This is a genomic window from Nocardioides sp. Soil_C_8 (genome assembly GCF_057656315.1).
The window spans coordinates 327,185-346,367 of sequence record NZ_JBDGKQ010000003.1; the positions used below are offsets into that span (position 1 = coordinate 327,185).

Annotated in this window: 18 protein-coding genes; 8 read left to right on the plus strand and 10 right to left on the minus strand. The window is 72.0% G+C overall.

The window, feature by feature from the left end; genetic code table 11:
• Positions 1-79: 79 nt before the first annotated feature.
• Positions 80-964, minus strand: coding sequence for a DUF559 domain-containing protein (locus AC3A3L_RS15155; protein ID WP_487640873.1), 885 nt, complete (start codon positions 962-964; stop codon positions 80-82).
• A 131-nt stretch (positions 965-1,095) separates the two neighbouring features.
• Positions 1,096-2,283 (minus strand): glycogen synthase, encoded by a 1,188-nt coding sequence (glgA, locus tag AC3A3L_RS15160; RefSeq protein WP_487640874.1) that lies wholly within the window; start codon positions 2,281-2,283, stop codon positions 1,096-1,098.
• Positions 2,284-2,356: 73 nt separating this feature from the next.
• Between glgA and glgC the strand changes: the two genes are divergently transcribed.
• Complete coding sequence (glgC, locus tag AC3A3L_RS15165; protein ID WP_487640875.1) at positions 2,357-3,610, plus strand: glucose-1-phosphate adenylyltransferase; 1,254 nt, start codon at positions 2,357-2,359, stop codon at positions 3,608-3,610.
• Between the two features lie 16 nt (positions 3,611-3,626).
• Here the strand turns inward: glgC and AC3A3L_RS15170 are convergent, their stop codons facing one another.
• Genes AC3A3L_RS15170 through AC3A3L_RS15185 form a run of 4 tightly spaced genes read right to left on the minus strand, consistent with a single transcriptional unit; the run spans position 3,627 to position 5,967 of the window.
• Positions 3,627-4,886 carry an RNA polymerase sigma factor gene (locus AC3A3L_RS15170; RefSeq protein ID WP_487640876.1) on the minus strand — a complete coding sequence of 420 codons (1,260 nt, stop codon included), beginning with the start codon at positions 4,884-4,886 and terminating at the stop codon, positions 3,627-3,629.
• Positions 4,887-4,895: 9 nt separating this feature from the next.
• Positions 4,896-5,249, minus strand: a complete 354-nt coding sequence (locus AC3A3L_RS15175) for a YciI family protein (RefSeq protein ID WP_487640877.1) — start codon at positions 5,247-5,249, stop codon at positions 4,896-4,898.
• Positions 5,246-5,605, minus strand: a complete 360-nt coding sequence (locus tag AC3A3L_RS15180; RefSeq protein WP_487640878.1) for a YciI family protein — start codon at positions 5,603-5,605, stop codon at positions 5,246-5,248. The genes AC3A3L_RS15175 and AC3A3L_RS15180 overlap by 4 nt, the downstream gene beginning before the upstream one ends.
• A gap of 11 nt (positions 5,606-5,616) precedes the next feature.
• Positions 5,617-5,967 carry a YciI family protein gene (locus AC3A3L_RS15185; protein ID WP_487640879.1) on the minus strand — a complete coding sequence of 117 codons (351 nt, stop codon included), beginning with the start codon at positions 5,965-5,967 and terminating at the stop codon, positions 5,617-5,619.
• Positions 5,968-6,098: 131 nt separating this feature from the next.
• Here AC3A3L_RS15185 and pgm point away from each other — a divergent pair, with 131 nt between their 5' ends.
• The gene (gene pgm / locus AC3A3L_RS15190) at positions 6,099-7,742 is read left to right on the plus strand and encodes a phosphoglucomutase (alpha-D-glucose-1,6-bisphosphate-dependent) (protein ID WP_487640880.1); all 1,644 of its coding nucleotides are present in this window, start codon (positions 6,099-6,101) and stop codon (positions 7,740-7,742) included.
• Here the strand turns inward: pgm and AC3A3L_RS15195 are convergent.
• From AC3A3L_RS15195 to AC3A3L_RS15205, 3 genes are all read right to left on the minus strand, one after another.
• Entirely contained in the window at positions 7,723-8,082 is a 360-nt protein-coding gene (locus tag AC3A3L_RS15195) for a hypothetical protein (RefSeq protein ID WP_487640881.1), read from the minus strand. The genes pgm and AC3A3L_RS15195 overlap by 20 nt on opposite strands.
• Positions 8,083-8,249: 167 nt before the next feature.
• A complete protein-coding gene (locus AC3A3L_RS15200) occupies positions 8,250-8,561 on the minus strand; it encodes a hypothetical protein (protein WP_487640882.1) in 312 nt (103 codons plus the stop codon).
• Positions 8,561-10,219 carry an acyl-CoA dehydrogenase family protein gene (locus tag AC3A3L_RS15205; protein ID WP_487640883.1) on the minus strand — a complete coding sequence of 553 codons (1,659 nt, stop codon included), beginning with the start codon at positions 10,217-10,219 and terminating at the stop codon, positions 8,561-8,563. Before AC3A3L_RS15205 ends, AC3A3L_RS15200 begins: the two co-directional genes overlap by 1 nt.
• Before the next feature lie 109 nt (positions 10,220-10,328).
• Here AC3A3L_RS15205 and AC3A3L_RS15210 point away from each other — a divergent pair, with 109 nt between their 5' ends.
• Genes AC3A3L_RS15210 through AC3A3L_RS15220 form a run of 3 tightly spaced genes read left to right on the plus strand, consistent with a single transcriptional unit; the run spans position 10,329 to position 13,022 of the window.
• Positions 10,329-11,294: a YihY/virulence factor BrkB family protein gene (locus tag AC3A3L_RS15210; protein ID WP_487640884.1), complete on the plus strand. Its 966-nt coding sequence runs from the start codon at positions 10,329-10,331 to the stop codon at positions 11,292-11,294.
• Positions 11,295-11,296: 2 nt separating this feature from the next.
• Entirely contained in the window at positions 11,297-12,394 is a 1,098-nt protein-coding gene (locus tag AC3A3L_RS15215; protein ID WP_487640885.1) for a potassium channel family protein, read from the plus strand.
• Between the two features lie 4 nt (positions 12,395-12,398).
• Positions 12,399-13,022, plus strand: a complete 624-nt coding sequence (locus tag AC3A3L_RS15220; protein WP_487640886.1) for a hypothetical protein — start codon at positions 12,399-12,401, stop codon at positions 13,020-13,022.
• 100 nt (positions 13,023-13,122) lie between these two features.
• Here the strand turns inward: AC3A3L_RS15220 and AC3A3L_RS15225 are convergent, their stop codons facing one another.
• On the minus strand, positions 13,123-13,914 hold the full coding sequence (locus AC3A3L_RS15225; RefSeq protein ID WP_487640887.1) for an IclR family transcriptional regulator: 792 nt from the start codon (positions 13,912-13,914) through the stop codon (positions 13,123-13,125).
• Positions 13,915-14,049: 135 nt separating this feature from the next.
• Here AC3A3L_RS15225 and AC3A3L_RS15230 point away from each other — a divergent pair, with 135 nt between their 5' ends.
• The 3 genes from AC3A3L_RS15230 to AC3A3L_RS15240 all read left to right on the plus strand — a co-directional run bounded on the left by AC3A3L_RS15230 (position 14,050) and on the right by AC3A3L_RS15240 (position 19,046).
• Complete coding sequence (locus AC3A3L_RS15230) at positions 14,050-15,429, plus strand: MFS transporter (RefSeq protein WP_487640888.1); 1,380 nt, start codon at positions 14,050-14,052, stop codon at positions 15,427-15,429.
• Positions 15,426-17,045: an arylsulfatase gene (locus AC3A3L_RS15235; protein WP_487640889.1), complete on the plus strand. Its 1,620-nt coding sequence runs from the start codon at positions 15,426-15,428 to the stop codon at positions 17,043-17,045. Before AC3A3L_RS15230 ends, AC3A3L_RS15235 begins: the two co-directional genes overlap by 4 nt.
• A gap of 405 nt (positions 17,046-17,450) precedes the next feature.
• Positions 17,451-19,046 (plus strand): CHAP domain-containing protein, encoded by a 1,596-nt coding sequence (locus AC3A3L_RS15240; RefSeq protein WP_487640890.1) that lies wholly within the window; start codon positions 17,451-17,453, stop codon positions 19,044-19,046.
• The last annotated feature ends 137 nt before the right edge of the window (positions 19,047-19,183 follow it).

The following is a 19,183-nucleotide window of genomic DNA, read 5'->3' on the forward strand; positions in this document are numbered from 1 at the left end:
CCGCGGGTCGACCGGCATCCCCGACCTGCCGCAGGCGACCGACCGTCGTACGGACCGAACATCCCCTGCCGGGCCTCCGTCACGCAGGGGCGGTGCGCGCCAACGCTCGTTCGGTCCGTACGACAGTCGCAGCCAGGACCGCGCGAACGAAGTCCTGGTCGTGCATGACGTCCTCCCACGAGAAGCGCAGCACGGTCCAGCCGTTGGCGACGAGCAGGTCGTAGCGCCGGGAGTCGCGCCGCAGCGCAGTCCGGTCGCCGTGCCACTCGAAGGAGTCGGCCTCGAGGACCATCCGGAGGCGGCGGTCGACCAGGTCCGCCCTCACGCGCAGGCCGAGGTCGCCGGAGATGCGGACCTGCGGCTCGACGTCGAGTCCAGGGACGTCGATGGCGAGGGCCCGGAGCACGGACTCGAAGGGATTGTCCGACCGACCGTCCGCATGGGCAGCCACGCGCCGGAGGCGGGCCGAACCGGGGCCGCGCGCTCCGGCCGCCAGCTCACGGAGCCGGTCGACGGGGAAACCGTCCCGCAGTGCCGAGTCAGCGATGGCCAGGGCCTCGTCGAAGGGCAGCCGGCGCCCGCACATCGCGAGCGTGGTCGACGCGTTCGTGGCGAGTCCCTCGACCTGGGTGTCGTGCAGGTCCGTCCAGGCCACGGCCATGCGGGTCCGGACGGCGGCGTCGATCCGGCGGTCCTTCGGTACGGCGATCTGCGGCACGTCCGGCACGACCTTGACCTTCCAACCGTGGGCAAGGGCAGCGGAGACCAGGCACACGTGGCCCGTCACCATCAGGGCGAGCTCGGTGCCCTGGTGGACCCCGGGGACGGCGTACCTGCCCCGGTTGACCTTCACGACCTCGCCGGCGGCCAGTGCCGACTCCAGTGCGCGTCGCGAGGTCAGGCGCACGAGCATGTCGCGTGTAGCCACTCCACCGAGCACGGGCATGAGGTCCGAGATCTCCATCGGTCCAGCGTGGTGCAGACCCAGGGCGTCAGGGCGGTTCTCCACAGGCCGTCGTACGGACCGATGGCGTCGGCGCAGACGATCGCGCGCGGGCCGGACGGCCCCGGACGGTCGTTCGGTCCGATCGAGCGTCAGACGAGCGAGGAGTAGAGGTCGAGGGTGCGGGTGGCGATCGAGCCCCAGCTGAAGGACTCCTCGGCGCGGCGGCGGCCGGCGATGCCGTAGGCGCGGGCGCGGTCGGGGTCGCTGACCGCGTCGGTCAGCGCGGCGGCCAGGTCGGCGACGTAGCGCTCGGGGTCGAGCGGGGTGCCGGTGCCGTCGGTGGCCTGCTCGATGGGGACCAGCCAGCCGGTCTCACCGTCGACGACGACCTCGGGGATGCCACCCGTGGCGGTCGCGACGACGGCGGTCTCGCAGGCCATCGCCTCGAGGTTGACGATGCCGAGCGGCTCGTAGATCGACGGGCAGGCGAAGACGGTGGCGGCGGTCAGCAGGGCGACGACGTCGGGGCGGGGCAGCATCTCGGCGATCCACACCACGCCGGACCGCGTCGCGGCGAGGTCGTCGACCAGGCCCCGGACCTCGGCCTCGATCTCCGGGGTGTCGGGCGCGCCGGCGCACAGCACGAGCTGGACGTCGGGCGGCAGCGCGGCCGCGGCCCGCAGGAAGAGCGGCAGGCCCTTCTGCCGGGTGATGCGGCCGACGAAGATCACGCTCGGCCGGTCGGGGTCGACGCCCAGCTCGCGCACCCGGTCGGGATCGGCCACCGGCGCCCACTCCGTGGTGTCGATGCCGTTGTGCACCACGTGCACACGCGCGGGGTCGACGGAGGGATAGCTGCGCAGCACGTCGTCGCGCATCGCGGCGCTGACGGCGATGATGCCGGCGGCGCCCTCGTACGCCGTCCGCTCGGCCCAGCTCGACAGTGCGTAGCCGCCACCGAGCTGCTCGGCCTTCCAGGGCCGCATCGGCTCGAGCGAGTGGGCGCTGACGACGTGGGGGATGCCGTGCATCAGCCCGGCGAGGTGGCCGGCCATGTTGGCGTACCAGGTGTGCGAGTGGACCAGGTCGGCTCCGGCGCAGTCGTCGACCATCGCGAGGTCGACGCCCAGCGTGCGGATCGCGGGATTCGCCCCGGCCAACGACTCCGGCTCGGCGTACGCCGTCGTGCCGGGCTCGGAGCGCGGCGCCCCGAAGCAGCGCACCCGGGCGTCGACGTCGGGCAGCACCCGGAGGGCACGGACCAGCTCGGCCACGTGGACGCCTGCGCCGCCGTAGACCTCCGGTGGGTACTCCTTGCTGAGGACGTCGATGCGCATGGGCCGAACCTAGCCCCAAACACAGGTCCCGAGGGAGGTCGACCGCGCCCCGGCGGACGGCTAGTTTCATGACATGTCAGTCACGCCGAGTCGCAAGAAGGTCCTCGCCGTCGTCCTGGCAGGGGGTGAGGGCAAGCGCCTGATGCCGCTCACGGCCGACCGGGCCAAGCCCGCCGTCCCGTTCGGCGGGATCTACCGGTTGATCGACTTCGCCCTGTCCAACGTCGTCAACTCCGGCTACCTCAAGGTCGTCGTGCTGACCCAGTACAAGTCGCACAGCCTCGACCGCCACGTCACCACGACCTGGCGGATGTCGCAGCTCCTCGGCAACTACGTCACCCCGGTGCCGGCCCAGCAGCGCGTCGGCAAGCGGTGGTACCTCGGCAGCGCCGACGCCATCTACCAGTCGCTCAACCTGCTCACCGACGAGCAGCCCGACATCGTCGTCGTGGTGGGTGCCGACCACGTCTACCGGATGGACTTCGCGCAGATGGTCGCCGACCACGTCGAGTCCGGTGCCGGCTGCACGGTCGCCGCGATCCGCCAGCCGATCGACCTCGCCGACCAGTTCGGGGTCATCGACGTCGACCCCGCCAGCCCCCGGCGGATCCGGGCGTTCCTCGAGAAGCCGACCGACCCGGTGGGCCTGCCCGACTCGCCCGAGGAGGTGCTGGCGAGCATGGGCAACTACGTCTTCGACGCCGACGCCCTGCGCGACGCCGTGACCCGCGACGCCGAGCGCGAGCAGTCCAAGCACGACATGGGCGGCGACATCGTGCCGTGGTTCGTCGACAAGTCGGAGTCGGCGGTCTACGACTACAAGGACAACGAGGTGCCGGGCGCGACCGACCGCGACCGCGGCTACTGGCGCGACGTCGGGACGATGCGGTCCTACTACGCCGCCCACATGGACCTGGTCTCGCCGCTGCCGGTCTTCAACCTCTACAACACCGCGTGGCCGATCTACACCAGCTACGGCCCGCACCCGCCCGCCAAGCTGGTCGAGGGTGCCAGCGGCGCGAAGGTGTCGACCTACAACTCGATCCTCTCGCCCGGCACCGTCGTCAGCGGCGGCACCGTCAACCAGTCGGTGCTCTCGCCGGGGGTGTGGGTCAAGGACGGCGCCGAGGTCTCCGACTCGGTGCTGATGGACGGGGTGCGCATCGGCGAGGGAGCGATCGTGCGCAACGCGATCCTCGACAAGGGCGTCGTCGTCCCGCCCGGGGTGCAGATCGGCGTCGACCAGGACGCCGACCGCGCGCGCGGCTTCGTCGTCGACGAGGGCCTCACCGTCCTCGCCAAGCAGCAGCCGGTGCCCGAGCAGTAGGGACCGGCTGAGGGGTCTAGCGGGCAGGCAGCGAATCGCGCTGCGCGACGAGGAACGCCGTCTCCACCTCGTTGCGGCAGGCCGCGATGGCCTGGTCGTACGCCGCTCGCGCTGCGTCGACGTCCCCCGCGCGGGACAGCAGCTCGGCCCGGACCGCCGCGGGACGGTGGCTCTCCGGGACCTCCAGCCCCTCCAGGGCGTCGAGGCCCGCCGCCGGCCCGTGCTGCTCGGCGACCGCGACAGCGCGCGCCAGTCGGGCCGACGGGGTGGGCGCGACCTGCAGCAGCACGTCGTACAGCCCCACGACGCGGTCCCATCGCGTGTCCTGCGCGGTCGGCGCGGTGGCGTGCTCGGCGGCGATCCGTGCCTGCAGGACGTACGACGCCGCGAGCGGGGTCAGCGGTCCGGCCAGGTGCGGCCGGGCGAGCAGCCCGGTGGCCTCGGCGACCTCGTCGTGGTGCCACCGAGTGCGGTCCTGGTCGGCGAGGAGCACCAGGCGTCCGTCGCTGACCCGGGCGTCGCGTCGCGAGTGCTGCAGCAGCATCAGCGCCAGCAGGGCCACGAGCGCCGGCTCGTCGGGACGCAGGCCCAGCACGACGCGCACCAGCCGGATCGCCTCGCCGGACTGCTCGGCGCGCAACAGGTCGGGACCGGTGCCGGGGGAGTAGCCGGCGGTGAAGGCGAGGTAGGCGGTCTGCGCCACCGTCTCGAGGCGCTCCGGCAGCACGCCGGCGTCGGGCACGGCGAACGGGATGCCGGCTCCGACGATGCGCTTCTTGGCGCGGGTGATCCGCGCCGCCATCGTCGGCTCCGGCACCAGGAACAGCCGGGCGATGTCGGCCGTCGGGACGCCGAGGACCAGCCGCAGGCTGAGCGCGCTGGCCGCCTCGGGCGCAAGTGCCGGGTGGGCGCACATGAGCACCAGGCGCAGCACGTCGTCCTCGACCAGGCTGCCGGCGTCGGCCATGGTGCGTGCTCCTTCCTGGCGGTGCTCGGCGTCGACGCGCAGGAGCGGCTGCGTGCGCCGGGCGACGTCCTCGGTGCGGAGCCGGTCGAGGACCCTCCGGCGGGCCGCGGTCATCAGCCAGGCCGGTGGGTTGGTCGGCACGCCGTCGGTGGGCCAGGTACGACTCGCTGACTCCACCGCGTCCCCCAGCGCGTCCTCGACGAGGTCGAGGCGGCGGAACTGCGCGAGGAGGAGGGCCACGAGGCGGCCCCACTCCTCGCGCACGACGTCGGTCAGCGCGTCGGTCACGTCGGGGTCGGCGTCGGTCATGTGCGGCGGTCAGCCCACGTCCACCGCGGGGGACACCTGGATGTCGTACGCCGGCAGCACCCGCAGCAGCTCCAGGAGCACGTCGAGGTCAGGTGCCTCGACCAGGTAGAACCCGCCCATCCCCTCCACCGCCTCGGCGTAGGGCCCCTCGGTGACCTGCACACGTCCGTCACGGGTGCGCACGGTGGTAGCGGCCTCGGGGCCGGCCAGCGCCTCGCCAGCGAGGATCTCGACCCCCTCGCGAGCGGCGCAGGCCGCGTCGAAGTCGCCGAACCTGGCCATGGTGGCGGTCTGCTCCTCCGGCGTCTGCTCGGACCAGAGCTTCTCGTCACCGTCGTCCATCAGCAGCACGAGGTACCTCATGACGCGGCCTCCTCTCCCGTGAGCTTGCGTCGCACCTCGACGGCGTCCCCGGTCGCCGACAGGATGCGGCACACGTCCATGAGGTCGTCCAGGTCGTCGGTGCTGACCTCGTAGTAGCCGCCGAGCTGCTCGGTCGTCTCGGCCCACGGGCCGTCGCTCACGCTGTCGGCGTGCGGCGCGAGCGTCCTCGCCTCGGACGCCCGCGGCAGCTCCGCACCGCCGGTGATGGTGTGGCCGCGCCTGGTCAGCTCCTCGGTGAACCTCCCGTGGACGTCGTAGGTCGCCTTCTTCTCCTCCTCGGGCGTGTCCCACCACGCCTCCGTGTCGCCGAACAGCAGCACGATGTAGTCGGTCATCACGTTCCTCCTCACTCCGCCAGCCGGCGCAGCTCGATGTGCTCGCCGCGTGCGGCGAAACGCTCGCACGCCGCTCGCAGGGCGTTGCCGTCCCGCGAGTCGACGAGGTAGAACCCGACGACCTGCTCCGCCGTCTCGCTGAAGGGCCCTTCGGTGACCAGGGCGCCGCCCGCACCGTCGGGACGCATCGACGTCGCCTGCGCCGAGGGCTCGAGCGGGCTGACGGTCACGAGGGTGTGCCCCTCGGCCTCGAGGTCGCGCTGGAACTGCTGGTGGGAGCGGTGTCCCTTCTCGTGCTCCTCGGGCGGCAGCTCGGCCCACTCGGCCTCGGGGGCGGGCAGCAGGATCAGGTATCGGCTCATCGCCGGTGACTCCTTCGGGTCGCGGACCGCAGGGCTGCGGCCTCACCACTGTGACGTGTGGATCCACCGCAGTTCGACACCCCACCCCGAGGTTTGTCGACGGAGGCAGGCGGACCCGCCAAGATGGGCGCATGGCCACCCACGAGAGAGCCGGACAGCCCGCCCGCACCGAGGACCTGGTGGACGTCTCCCACCTGGTGACGGCCTACTTCGACCTCGAGCCCGATCCCGACGACGTCTCCCAGCAGGTCGCGTTCGGCACGAGCGGCCACCGCGGCACCTCGCTCACCACGTCCTTCAACGAGGTCCACATCGCCGCGACCACGCAGGCCATCTGCGACTACCGCCGGGAGCAGGGCTACGACGGTCCGCTCTTCATCGGCCGCGACACCCACGCGTTGTCCGAGCCCGCCTGGGCCACGGCGCTCGAGGTGCTGGTCGCCAACGACGTAACGGTGCTGGTCGACGACCGCGACGGCTTCACCCCGACGCCCGCGGTCAGCCACGCGATCCTCCGCGCCAACCAGGGGCGTACGACCGGGGCCGGCCTCGCCGACGGCATCGTGGTCACTCCCTCGCACAACCCGCCCCAGGACGGCGGCTTCAAGTACAACCCGCCGCACGGCGGTCCGGCCGACTCCGATGCCACCAGCGTCATCGCGGCCCGCGCCAACGAGCTCATCCGCGGCAACATCGCAGGGGTGCGCCGGGTGGCCTTCGCCAAGGCTCGCGCTGCTGTCGGGACCTACGACTTCCTCGGCACCTACGTCGACGACCTGCCGACGGTGCTCGACATCGACGCGATCCGGGACGCCGGGGTGCGCATCGGCGCCGACCCGCTGGGAGGGGCGAGCGTCGCCTACTGGGGCGAGATCGCCGAGCGGCACCGCCTCGACCTGACAGTGGTCAACCCCCTGGTCGACCCGACGTGGCGGTTCATGACGCTCGACTGGGACGGCAAGATCCGCATGGACTGCTCCTCGCCCCACGCGATGGCCTCGCTGGTGGGTCGCAAGGACGAGTACGCCATCGCGACCGGCAACGACGCCGACGCCGACCGTCACGGCATCGTCACCCCCGACGCCGGCCTGATGAACCCGAACCACTTCCTCGCCGTCGCGATCCAGCACCTCTTCGGGGGAGCGCGCCCCGGCTGGCCGGAGTCGACCCGCATCGGCAAGACGCTCGTGTCGAGCTCGATGATCGACCGCGTCGCCGAGTCGATCGGCAAGCCGCTGGTGGAGGTGCCGGTCGGCTTCAAGTGGTTCGTGCCCGGGCTCATGGACGGGTCCTTCGGCTTCGGTGGCGAGGAGTCGGCCGGCGCGTCCTTCCTGCGGCGTGACGGGTCGACCTGGACCACCGACAAGGACGGCATCCTGCTCGCGCTGCTCGCCAGCGAGATCCTCGGCGTCACCGGCCGCACGCCCAGCCAGCACTACGCCGAGCTGGTCGAGCGCCACGGCGACCCGGCCTACGCGCGCATCGACGCCCCGGCGGACCGCGAGCAGAAGGCGAAGCTCGCCGCGCTGTCGCCCGACGACGTGTCGGCGACGACGCTGGCGGGGGAGGAGATCACCGGCAAGCTCACCGAGGCGCCCGGCAACGGCGCGAAGATCGGCGGGCTCAAGGTGACGACCGGGTCGGCGTGGTTCGCTGCGCGCCCGAGCGGCACGGAGGACGTCTACAAGATCTACGCGGAGTCGTTCCGCGGGCCCGACCACCTTGCCCAGGTGCAGGACGAGGCGCGGGAGGTCGTCAGCGCGGCGCTGCGCTGACGCCCTGCAGCATCCCGACGTGCTGCTCGCCCCGCGAGGGGTGCGGCACCGTCACCGGCCCTGCCTCGATCGGGCCGCGCTCGGTGGCCCCGTGCGAGTGGACGTCGGCACCCTCGGCGTGCTCCATCTGGGCGCGGCGGAACCTCACCGCCGTGACGGCGTCGAGCCGGACCAGGGCCTGGCCCTCCCCGTCGTCGAGCACCGCGCCGAGGCCGTCGCAGCCGATCACGCGTCCCCGGAGCCAGCTGCTCGCCACCAGGACGCTCACCTCGGCACCGGAGTCCTCCGCGCGTCGCAGCAGCGTCCCCACGCTGAGCATCGTGCTGGAGATCTTCGTCATTCCCCCACCTCCCCACAAGGCACACCCACACGGTGTGGGTGCGGCGAACCTAGGGCCGGTGGCCTCCGCCGTGCGACGCCTGGGACCGAGGTGGGACGAGGGTGGGGAAGGCCTTCGACGAACCTGCGACGAGCCTGCGGGACAGGCCGCCGACTGGTGTGGACCAGTCAGCCGCCGACCGGACCGGCCTCGATCGGGTCGCGGCGCCGACGTCCGTGGGGCCGGGCGGCCTCGTCGCCGGCCTCGGAGTCGGGGTCGTCGATGTCGGCCCGGGAGAAGCTCACCGCGACGATCGCGTCGAGGCGGACGAGCACCTGCTGCGTGTTGCCGTCGTCGAGCACCACCCCGAGCCCGTCGGCGCCGACGATCCGGCCGTCGAGCCAGGTGCCCTGCACCAGGAGGCGCACCGGGGCGCCGGCGTCCTGCGCGTGCCGCAGCAGGGTGCCGACCGTGAACAACGTGCTTCCCTTGCCCGACATCAGGACTCCTCTCGGGGCGTGGTCCTCGCCACGATCTCACGCAGCGACCCGCTGTCCAGCATCCCGAAGGTGCCGCCGTACGACGTCCCGAACCGGCTGCCGCAGAACGCGTCGGCGACCTCCGCCGGGGCGAACCGCACGAGGAGCGAGCCCTGCAGGCAGGCGGCCATCCGGCCGGCCAGCCGCCGGGCTCCCGCCTCCAGCCCGGCCCCCTCGCCGAGCAGCACCAACGTGTCGTCGACGGCCCGGTCCAGCCGGCTGTCGGCCCCGCGAGCCGCGCCGACCTCGGTGATCCAGGCCTGCAGCACCTCCGGCTCGCGGCCCAGGGCGCGCAGCACGTCGAGGGCGTTGACGTTGCCCGACCCCTCCCAGATCGAGTTGAGCGGTGACTCACGGAACATGAGGGGGAGCCCGGAGTCCTCCACGTAGCCGTTGCCGCCGAGGCACTCCAGCGCCTCCGCGACCATCGCCGGGGTGCGCTTGCAGACCCAGAACTTCGCCAGTGGCAGGGCGATGCGGCGCAGCGCCACCTCGTGCGGGTCGCCGGGCCGGTCGACGGCGGCGGCGAGGCGCATCGCGAGCGCCGTCGCGGCCTCGGACTCCACCGCGAGGTCGGCGACGACGTTCTGCATGAGCGGCTTGTCGACGAGGAAGCCGCCGAAGGCCGAGCGGTGGGAGACGTGCCACGACGCCTCCGCCAGGGCGTGGCGCATGAGCGCCGCCGAGCCGATCACGCAGTCGAGGCGGGTGGCGGCGACCATGTCGATGATCGTCCGGACGCCGCGCCCCTCGTCGCCGAGGCGCTGGGCGAGCGTGCCGGTGAGCTCGAGCTCGCTGGACGCGTTGGATCGGTTGCCGAGCTTGTCCTTGAGCCGCACCACGTCGATCCGGTTGCGGGAGCCGTCGTCGAGCACGCGCGGCACGACGAAGCAGGTCATGCCGCCGCCGGCCTGGGCCAGCACGAGGAAGACGTCGTTCATCGGAGCCGACGTGAACCACTTGTGGCCGTCGAGCCGGTACCAGCCGTCGTCCGTCGTCGGGGTCGCGCGGGTCTGGTTGGCACGGACGTCGGAGCCGCCCTGCTTCTCCGTCATGCCCATCCCGGCCAGCGCCCCGGTCTTGGTCGGGCGACTGCGCACGCCGGGGTCGTAGGAGCGGGCCGCCAGCAGGGGCGCCCACTCCTTGGCGATGGCCTCGTCGGCCCGGAGCGCCGGCACGGCGGCGTACGTCATCGAGATCGGGCACCCGTGCCCCGGCTCGGTCTGCGACCACGCGAGGAAGCCGGCGGCGCGGCGGAGGTGGGCGTGCGGGTCTCCGGCCTCCTGCTGCTCCCACGGCGCTGCCTGCAACCCGTGGCCGACGGCGCGCTCCATCAGCCAGTGCCACGACGGGTGGAACTCGACCTCGTCGACGCGGTTGCCCCAGCGGTCGTACGGCACGAGCTCGGGGTGGTGCCGGTTCGCGAGCATCCCGTGCTCGCGGGCCTCCGCGCTGCCGGCCTCGGCGCCGAGCGGGGTGAGGTCCTCGACGAGCGCGGCCGTCCCGTGGCGGAGCAGCGCCTCGGTGAGGGCGAGGTCGGAGGTGACCACGTTGTGCCCGACGAGGGCGGGAGCCTGGTTGGTGGCGGTGCGGGCGTCGACGGTGGGGCGGTCGCTCATGCGGTCAACCGTAGGGCGCGTGCGGGCGGCGCGTGACGACGACCACGTCGTCGGTCGAACCGCCGCGCGGGTCCGGTCCATCCGGTCGCCCTCTGGATAGCGTGGTGGGGTGGTCGAGGCGCGCGAGGACACCCCCGCCCCGCGCCGCGCAGAGGTCCTGCTGCGGCGCGGGCGCGAGCACCTCTGGCGCATCATCGTGACGACCGTCGGCTCGTGCCTGCGACACCGCGTGACCGGGCTGGCCGCGGAGGCCGCCTTCTTCGCCGTGCTGTCCGTCCCGCCGCTCATCTTCGCCCTGGCCGGTGCGGTGGGCTTCGTGAGCGAGCGGTTCACCGCCACCCAGGTCGAGGACGTGAGCAACGCCGTCCTCGAGATCTCGCGCCAGGCGCTCACCGACCGCGCCGTCGACCGGATCATCGCGCCGACCCTGCAGGAGGTGCTCGACGGCGGGCGCTACGACGTCATCTCGATCGGATTCGTCCTCGCCCTGTGGTCGGGCTCCCGCGCGCTCAACGTCTTCGTCGACACCATCACGATCATGCACGGACTCGGCGGTCACCGCGGGATCGTCGCGACCCGGGCGCTGTCGTTCGTGCTCTACGCCCTGGCGATGGTGACCGGCGCGGTGAGCATCCCGCTCGTCGTCGCCGGGCCGACGCTCGTCGACCGGGTCCTGCCCGAACGGCTCGACTTCGTCAACAGCCTCTACTGGCCGGTCGTGCTCGTGCTGTGCATCTGCTTCCTGGCCACGCTCTACCACGTGTCGGTGCCGGTGCGGACCAGCTGGAGCTTCAACCTGCCCGGGGCGGTGTTCGCCCTCTTCTGCTGGATCGCCGGGTCCTACACCCTTCGCTGGGTGCTCACGGTGACCGCGGCGGAGTCCCGCTCGATCTACGGTCCGCTGGCGGCTCCGATCGCGGTGCTGCTGTGGCTCTACCTCCTCGCGCTGGCCGTGCTGATCGGGGCAGCGGTCAACGCCGCCTTCGACACCGTCTACCCGCAGAAGAGCACGACGCGCGCCCGGCTGGAGCTGGTGCAGCGACTCCGCGAGCGCATCAGCGTGCGAGACTCCTGACCGTGCGTCCCGACAGCGTCCACCCCAGCGTGGGGCGGGTCTCCCTTCCCGAGACCGAGCGGTCGCCCTGGTGGGAGCTCGGCCGACGCCTCCTGCTGGCCGCCGCGATCCTCGTCGGGACCGTCCTGCTGGTCTACTTCGACCGCGAGGGCTACCGCGACAACGCCCACCCCGATCGCCTGCTGACGCCGCTCGACGCGTTCTACTACACGACGGTCACGCTCAGCACGACCGGCTACGGCGACATCGCCCCGGAGTCGGAGCAGGCCCGGCTCATCAACGCCCTGGTGATCACGCCTGCCCGCATCGCCTTCCTGGTCCTGCTGATCGGCACCACCCTCGAGGTCCTCGCCTCGCAGGGACGCGAGATGTTCCGGGTCGCCCGGTGGAGGAAGAAGAAGATGGACCAGCACGTCGTCGTGGTCGGCTACGGCACCAAGGGCCGCAGCGCGATCGAGACCCTCGTCAACAACGGCTACGACCGGGGATCGATCGTCGTGGTCGACCCCGGGCCGGTGGCGCTGGAGGAGGCGAACCGCGACCAGCTGGTCGGCATCGCCGGCGACGCCACACGGCGCGGGGTGCTGCGCCAGGCGGGCGTGGACAAGGCGACCCACGTCATCATCACCACCGACCGCGACGACTCCAACGTGCTGGTCACCCTCACCGTTCGCCAGCTCAACCCGGACGCCTGGATCGTCGCGTCGGTGCGCGAGCACGAGAACGTGCCGCTGATGAGGCAGTCGGGCGCCAACTCCGTGATCACGTCCTCCGACGCCGTGGGCCGCCTGCTCGGCCTGTCGTCGATGTCGCCCATGCTCGGCTCGGTCATGGAGGACCTGATGACCTACGGCGAGGGGCTGGAGGTCGCCGAGCGCGAGCTGCTCGTCTCCGAGGTCGGCAAGCAGCCGCAGCGGCTGCCCGACCAGGTCATCGCCGTCGTGCGCGACGAGAAGGTCTACCGCTACTTCGACCCCGTGGTCTCGCTGCTCGCCCGGGGTGACAAGCTCATCGTCATCCGGCCGGCGAAGGAGCTGCCGTGGGCGCCGCGCCCCGGCACGCACGGCGAGGACCTGGCAGACGAGGACGACCAGGCGTGACCTCGTGATCGCCTCGCACCGCCACCGCTTCGTCTTCGTCAAGACCCGCAAGACCGCCGGCACCAGCCTCGAGATCGCGCTGTCGCGCCACTGCGGCCCCACCGACATCGTCACCCGGATCAGCCCCGAGGACGAGGAGCTGCGCGCCGCCGCCGGGGGAGTGGGACCCCAGAACGACGACACCGACCCCAGCTCGTACGCCCACATGGGGGCCCGCCGCGTCATCGAGGTGATCGGGCGAGAGACGTGGGACGACTACTTCACCTTCGCGGTCGAGCGGAACCCCTTCGACGTGGTCGCCTCCTCCTACCGCTACAGCGCCCGCAAGCCGACCTTCACCAAGACCTTCGCGGAGTTCGTGCGGACCCCGAAGCGGATGGAGCGGCTCGCGCTCAACGAGCGCCTCTACCGGCTCGACGGTCGCGTCGTCGTCGACCGCGTCTACCGCTACGAGGAGCTGCCCGACGCCGTCGCGGACATCTCCGCCCGGCTCGGCATCGAGCTCGACCTGCCCCACGCGAAGCAGGGCAGCGGTCCGCACTACCGCGAGCTCTACGGCCCCGGTGACGCCGAGATCGTCGCGGCGCGCTTCGAGCGGACCATCCGCGAGTTCGGCTACGAGTTCTAGCCTCGCTCTCCGGTGCGGAACCCCCGCTCGAGCGGGGAAACCAGCACTCGGAGGCCTTTGCAAAGGCCTCCAGGAGTCAGAAGAGGCCGACAAGTCCGACTCAGGACGGGCGGTGGCCGAGGCGCCCGGAGATCCGGGCAGCCGCGTCCTGGAGCAGCGGCAGGAGCTCGTCCATCCGGTCGGCGGGCAGCCGTTCCGAGGGAGCGGTGATCGAGAGCACCGCGGCGAGCGCGCCGTCGGCGCCGCGGACGACCGCCGACATGGTGTGCACGCCCTCGATGGTCTCCTCGAACGCACGGGCATGACCGGTACGCCGTACCTCCTCGACCTGGCGGCGCAGCTCGTCCGCGACGGGCGGGTTCACCGGGTCGATGTCGGTGTGCTCGCGGTCGTCGAGGACGCGCAGGATGTCCTCGTCGGGGCGCGCGGCGAGCAGCAGGCGCGCGGGGGCGCCGAACCACAGCGGCAGCGGACGTCCGACGTCGAAGCGCGCACTGAGGCGGCGCTCCGGCTCCACCTGCTCGACGTGGATCAGCCGGTCGCCGTGCCCCACGGACAGACCCACCGTCTCGCCCACCTCGCCGGCGAGGTCGGTCATCGGCCCGATCGCCGCGGCGTGGAGGCTCAGCCCGCGCTGGTACGCCGACCCCAGTGCGAGGGTGCGCGGTCCGAGTCGGTAGCGCCTGGTCGCCGGGTCCCGCACCGCGAGGTCGACGGCCTCGAGCTCGACAAGGATCCGCTGGACGGCCGACTTCGACAGTCCGGTGCGCTCGGCGACCGTCCGCACGCTCGGTGGGGCGGTGTCGGCGGCGAGCAGGTCGAGGACTGCGACCGCGCGACGGAGCGACCCACGCTCCTCCACACGACGCGCCGGGGCAGGTGACAGGTCCACGCAGGCACTCCTCGGTCGGTGGCAGGGGATGGCAGGCACTCCTTGACACGTGCCCTCGGGCGCCCGAACACTGTCGCAGTGTCCCACTACGGGAAGCACTGTCCCACTCATCGGGACATGACGCAAGGAGATCACATGTCGCAGCCCGGCACGACGGCACCCGCCGCTCCGGACTCCTCACGGGACGAGGCCGAGATCCGCCGCGTGGCAGGCGCGAGCCTGATCGGCTCGGTGGTCGAGTGGTACGACTTCTTCCTCTACGGGACGATGGCCGCGCTGGTCTTCAACAGCCAGTTCTTCCCGACCTTCGACCCGCTGGTCGGCACGATGATCTCGTTCGCCACCTTCGCCGCGGGCTTCGTCACCCGCCCGCTCGGCGGCTTCATCTTCGGCCACTTCGGCGACCGCATCGGACGCAAGAAGATGCTCGTGCTGACCATGCTCATCATGGGCCTGTCGACCTTCGCGATGGGCCTGCTCCCGACCTATGCGTCGATCGGGGTGGCGGCGCCCATGCTGCTGCTGGCCCTGCGCATGCTGCAAGGCATCGGGCTCGGCGGCGAGTGGGGAGGTGCCGTGCTGCTGTGCGTAGAGCACGCGCCGGACGACCGCCGCGGGTGGTTCTCGTCGTGGCCCCAGCTCGGCGTGCCGATCGGCCTGCTGACCTCCACCCTCGCCGTGACTGCGGTGACCCAGCTGCCCGAGGAGGCGTTCCAGTTGTGGGGCTGGCGCGTGCCGTTCCTCGTCTCGATCGTGCTGGTCGTCGTCGGGCTGGTGATCCGGCTCAAGATCGACGAGCCGCCGGCGTTCAAGGAGATCGAGGAGGCCGAGGCCACGGCCTCGCTGCCGCTGGTCGAGGTGTTCCGCAACCACCCCAAGGTCACCCTTCTGGCGATGGGCGCCCGGGTGAGCGAGAGCGTCACGTTCAACATCTACAACGCGTTCCTCGTCACCTACACCGTCACCGTGCTCGGCCTCGCCGCGTCGGTGGTGCTCGACGCGCTGCTGGTCGCCTCGGTCGTCGGCTTCGTCGCGATCCTGGTCTCCGGGCGGCTGTCCGACCGGTTCGGTCGCCGTCCGGTCTTCGCCACCGGGGCCGGGCTCGCGCTGGTCAGCGCCGTGCCGATCTTCGCGCTGGTCAACACCGAGAACGCCGTGCTGATCACCCTCGGCGTGGTCGTCGGGTGGGGCCTGGCCGCGTGCATCATGTTCGGCCCCGAGGGGGCGATGTTCGCCGAGGTGTTCCCCACCCGGGTGCGCTACTCCGGGATGAGCGCCGTCTACCAGATCGGGGTCATCCCGACCGGCGCCGTCGCACCGCTCATCGGTACCTCGCTAGTCAGCGCGTGGAGCGGCTCGGTCTGGCCGGTCGCGGTCTACGTGATGGCGATGGCGGCGATCTCGCTCGTGTCGGTCTTCTTCCTGCCCGAGACGCACCGCCGCGACCTGCGCGACGCCAGCGCGTACGACGCCCCGCGCGCGCAGGACCTCACCGGGACGGGAGCGACCCGATGACCGCGCCCGAGCGTCGCCCGGACGTGCTGCTGGTCCTGGCGGACGACATGGGCTTCTCCGACATCGCCTCCTACGGCGGCGAGATCCGCACGCCGTCACTCGACCGCCTGGCCGCCGGTGGCGTGCGGATGACGCAGTTCTACAACACGGCCCGTTGCAGCCCGTCGCGCGCGTCGCTCATGACCGGGCTGCACCCGCACCAGGTGGGCATCGGCATCCTGAACTTCGACGACGCCCCGGACGGCTACCCGGGCAACCTGAGCGAGGAGTGCGCGACCGTGGCCGAGGTGTGCCGCGACGCCGGCTACGCCACGTACCTCTCGGGCAAGTGGCACCTCGCGGTCGACATGGAGGACCCCAACCCGGCGTGGCCCACCCGTCGCGGCTTCGACCGGTTCTTCGGGACGCTCGAGGGGGCCGGCTCGTTCTACCGCCCCCGCACGCTCGTGCGGCAGGAGACCAACGTCGAGCACGAGGCGGAGGAGGCCGGCTGGTTCTACACCGACGCGATCTCCGACACCGCGGTGCAGTTCCTCGCCGACCACGAGCAGGAGCGCGGCGACGCCCCGTTCTTCCTCTTCCTCTCCTACACCGCGCCGCACTGGCCGCTGCACGCGCACGAGGAGGACATCGCGTCCTACGCCGGCCGCTTCGACGCGGGATGGGACCAGCTGCGCGAGGAGCGGCTCGAGCGCCTCGTCAAGGAGGGGATCATCGACCCGACGTGGCCGCTCACCCCGCGCGACGAACGCGTCCCCGCGTGGGAGGAGGTCGTCGACCGCGAGTGGGAGGCGTCCCGCATGGCGACGTACGCCGCCCAGGTCGACCGGATGGACCAGGGGATCGGTCGGGTCCTCGACCAGCTCGAGGCCACCGGCCGCCTCGACAACACCCTCGTCGTGTTCCTCTCCGACAACGGCGGGTGCGCCGAGGAGATGCCGCCGGGGGAGGGGGCCCGCGAGTTCGTCACCGCCTTCGTGCCGCTGCAGGACACGACGCGGGAGGGCGAACCGGTGGTCCCGGGCAACGACCCGTCGCTCCGTCCCGGGCCGGAGTCGACGTACATGTCCTACGGCCGGTCGTGGGCCAACCTCTCCAACACGCCGTTCCGGGAGTACAAGCACTGGGTGCACGAGGGTGGCATCTCGACGCCGTTCATCGCGCACTGGCCGGCCGGCCTGCCGACCGACGGCTCGCTGTGCCGGGTGCCGAGCCAGCTCGTCGACGTACTGCCCACCATCGCCGAAGCGGCGCGCGCCGGCTACCCGGCCCAGCGCAACGGCCGCGACGTGCCCCCAGTGGAAGGGGTGAGCCTCCTGTCCGCGCTGCGCGGCCAGCGGGAGGACGTCGAGCGCGACCTCTTCTGGGAGCACGAGGGCAACTGCGCCGTGCGACGCGGCCGGTGGAAGCTGGTCCGGAAGCACCGCGGGGCCTGGGAGCTCTACGACATCGAGGCCGACCGCACCGAGCTGGACGACCTGGCGTCGGGGCACCCCGAGCTCGTGGCCACCCTCGCCGAGGCCTGGCAGGCGTGGGCGGACCGCTGCGGGGTCATCCCGCGCGAGGAAGTCCTCGCGCTCTACGCGGCGCGCGGGCACGGACTCCCGGAGGAGTGACTCCGGGGGAGTGAGGGCAGCGGGCGACCACCACGGGGGTGTGGTCGCCCGCTCGCCGTCCGACGTGGCGGCCCTGCCGGCGTCGCGTCACAGCACGCACCGACAGGGCCTCGACCGGGGCCCCACGCACCCGATCTGACCTGCAGGTGCTCGTCAGGGTTTCCTTGATACATCGGGTCCACCCCTGGGGCGGTGCCGGCGGGTGCCGCGGCGAGATCCTGCTCACTCCCACGCGGGGCGCCGAGAATTACACGCTTGATCTTCTCCCAACGGCGTGGCGGCCTTGACTTTTGGCTCATACGATCGCTTCTCGTGCACCAGCAGTCACAAGCGCCACACTCGTCACACAGGCGACACGCGCCCACCTCAGCCCTCCAGCACCTCGTACGGCGCGCGACCCGCGCGGTGACGCTGTTCACCGGGATGCTCGCACTCGTCCTGCTGGTCGTGCCGACGACCGCCGGCCGGATCAGCCTGGCGTCGTCGACGTACCTGTGCACCGGCTACCAGTCCTGCGCAGCAGCCGGGTACGGCAACGGCGGCTACCAGCAGGCCTCCTCGAAGATGTACTGGCGCATGTACGCCGGGCACAACTGCACCAACTACGTGGCGTACCGGCTCATCCAGTCGGGCATGCCGGACGTCCGTCCGTGGCAGGGCAGCGGCAACGCGTCGAACTGGGGCGTGGCGATGGCATCCATCACCGACCAGGTCCCGACCGTCGGCTCCATCGCCTGGTACCGGCCCCACGTGACGCCGGCGGGCTCGGCCGGCCACGTCGCCTACGTGGAGCAGGTCATCTCCGACACGGAGATCATCGTCTCGGAGGACTACTGGGGCGGCGACTTCTACTGGCGCCGCATCACCAAGACCGGCGGCGGCTGGCCGAGCGGGTTCATCCACTTCAACGACCGCGTGGTCCAGCCCACGTCACCCCCCACCATCGCCGGGTCACCCATGGTCGGCGCGCCCCTGGAGGTGGCAGCCGGGGCGTGGACCCCGGCGCCCACCAGCATCACCTACCGCTGGCTCGCGGACGGTGCCGCGATCCCCGGCGCCACCGGCCCCAGCTACGTGCCCACGCCCGACGTGAAGGGCAAGGCCCTCACCGCCCAGGTCACGGCCCAGCTCAGCGGCTACACGCCCGGAGAGGCGGCGCTGGCCACCGCCCCGGTCGCCCCCGGCACGTTCCAGAAGGCCCAGCTGCCCGCGATCCAGGGTGAACCGCAGGTCGGGACCACCCTCACGCTCACCCCGACCGCGTGGGCGCCGCAGCCTGCGAAGGCCAAGACGCAGTGGTACGCCGACGGGAGCGCGCTCCCCGGGGCGACCGGGTCGTCGCTGACCCTGACGCGGGACCAGATCGGGAAGAAGATCAGTGCGCGGGTGACGGCGAGCTCGAAGGGCTACAAGAAGTCGAGGGCGACCGCGCCGGAGACCGCACCCGTGCTCGCGAAGCCGGTCACGCTCACCAAGCCGACCCGGGTCAAGGGCGCGGCACAGGTCGGCAGCCGCCTCGTGGTGAAGCCCGGCACCGCCAAGCCGAGCGACGCGACGCCCAGCTACCGATGGCTGCGCGACGGACGACGCATCGCCAAGGCCACGCGCCCCACCTACACGGCCCGTCGCGGGGACATGGGCCACGCCCTGTCCGTCGAGGTCACGTGGAACCGGCGCAACTTCCGTGCCACGACCGAGACCATCGCCGTGCCTGCGGTCACGACCGTTCCCAAGATCCGGGTCACCCCCGAGGCGAAGCGTGGTCGTGTCGCCGTCGACATCCGCGTCAAGGCACTGGGAGCACCCAAGCCGGCCGGTGCGGTCACCGTCAGCGTCGGCCGACGGACGGTCGAGGGCCAGCTCGTCGACGGGAGGGTGCGCCTCGTGGTGCGGGACGTGCAGCCGGGACGGCGTCCGCTGGTCGTGAGCTACGGGGGCACCGACCTCGTCCAGGCCGCGGTCTCGCGCACGACGGTCACGGTGCGGGGGCGCAAGACGTAGGCACGTGGTGGCGTCACGGCGTCTCACCCCTCTGGGGGTTCCGTGAGTTCTCCGCCGTTCGGTTGAGTTCCGTTCTGTTACTGGAATGTGGCAGTCCCGTGGGAGGGAGTGACGGCGCGCGCGTGTCGTCGCCGGCG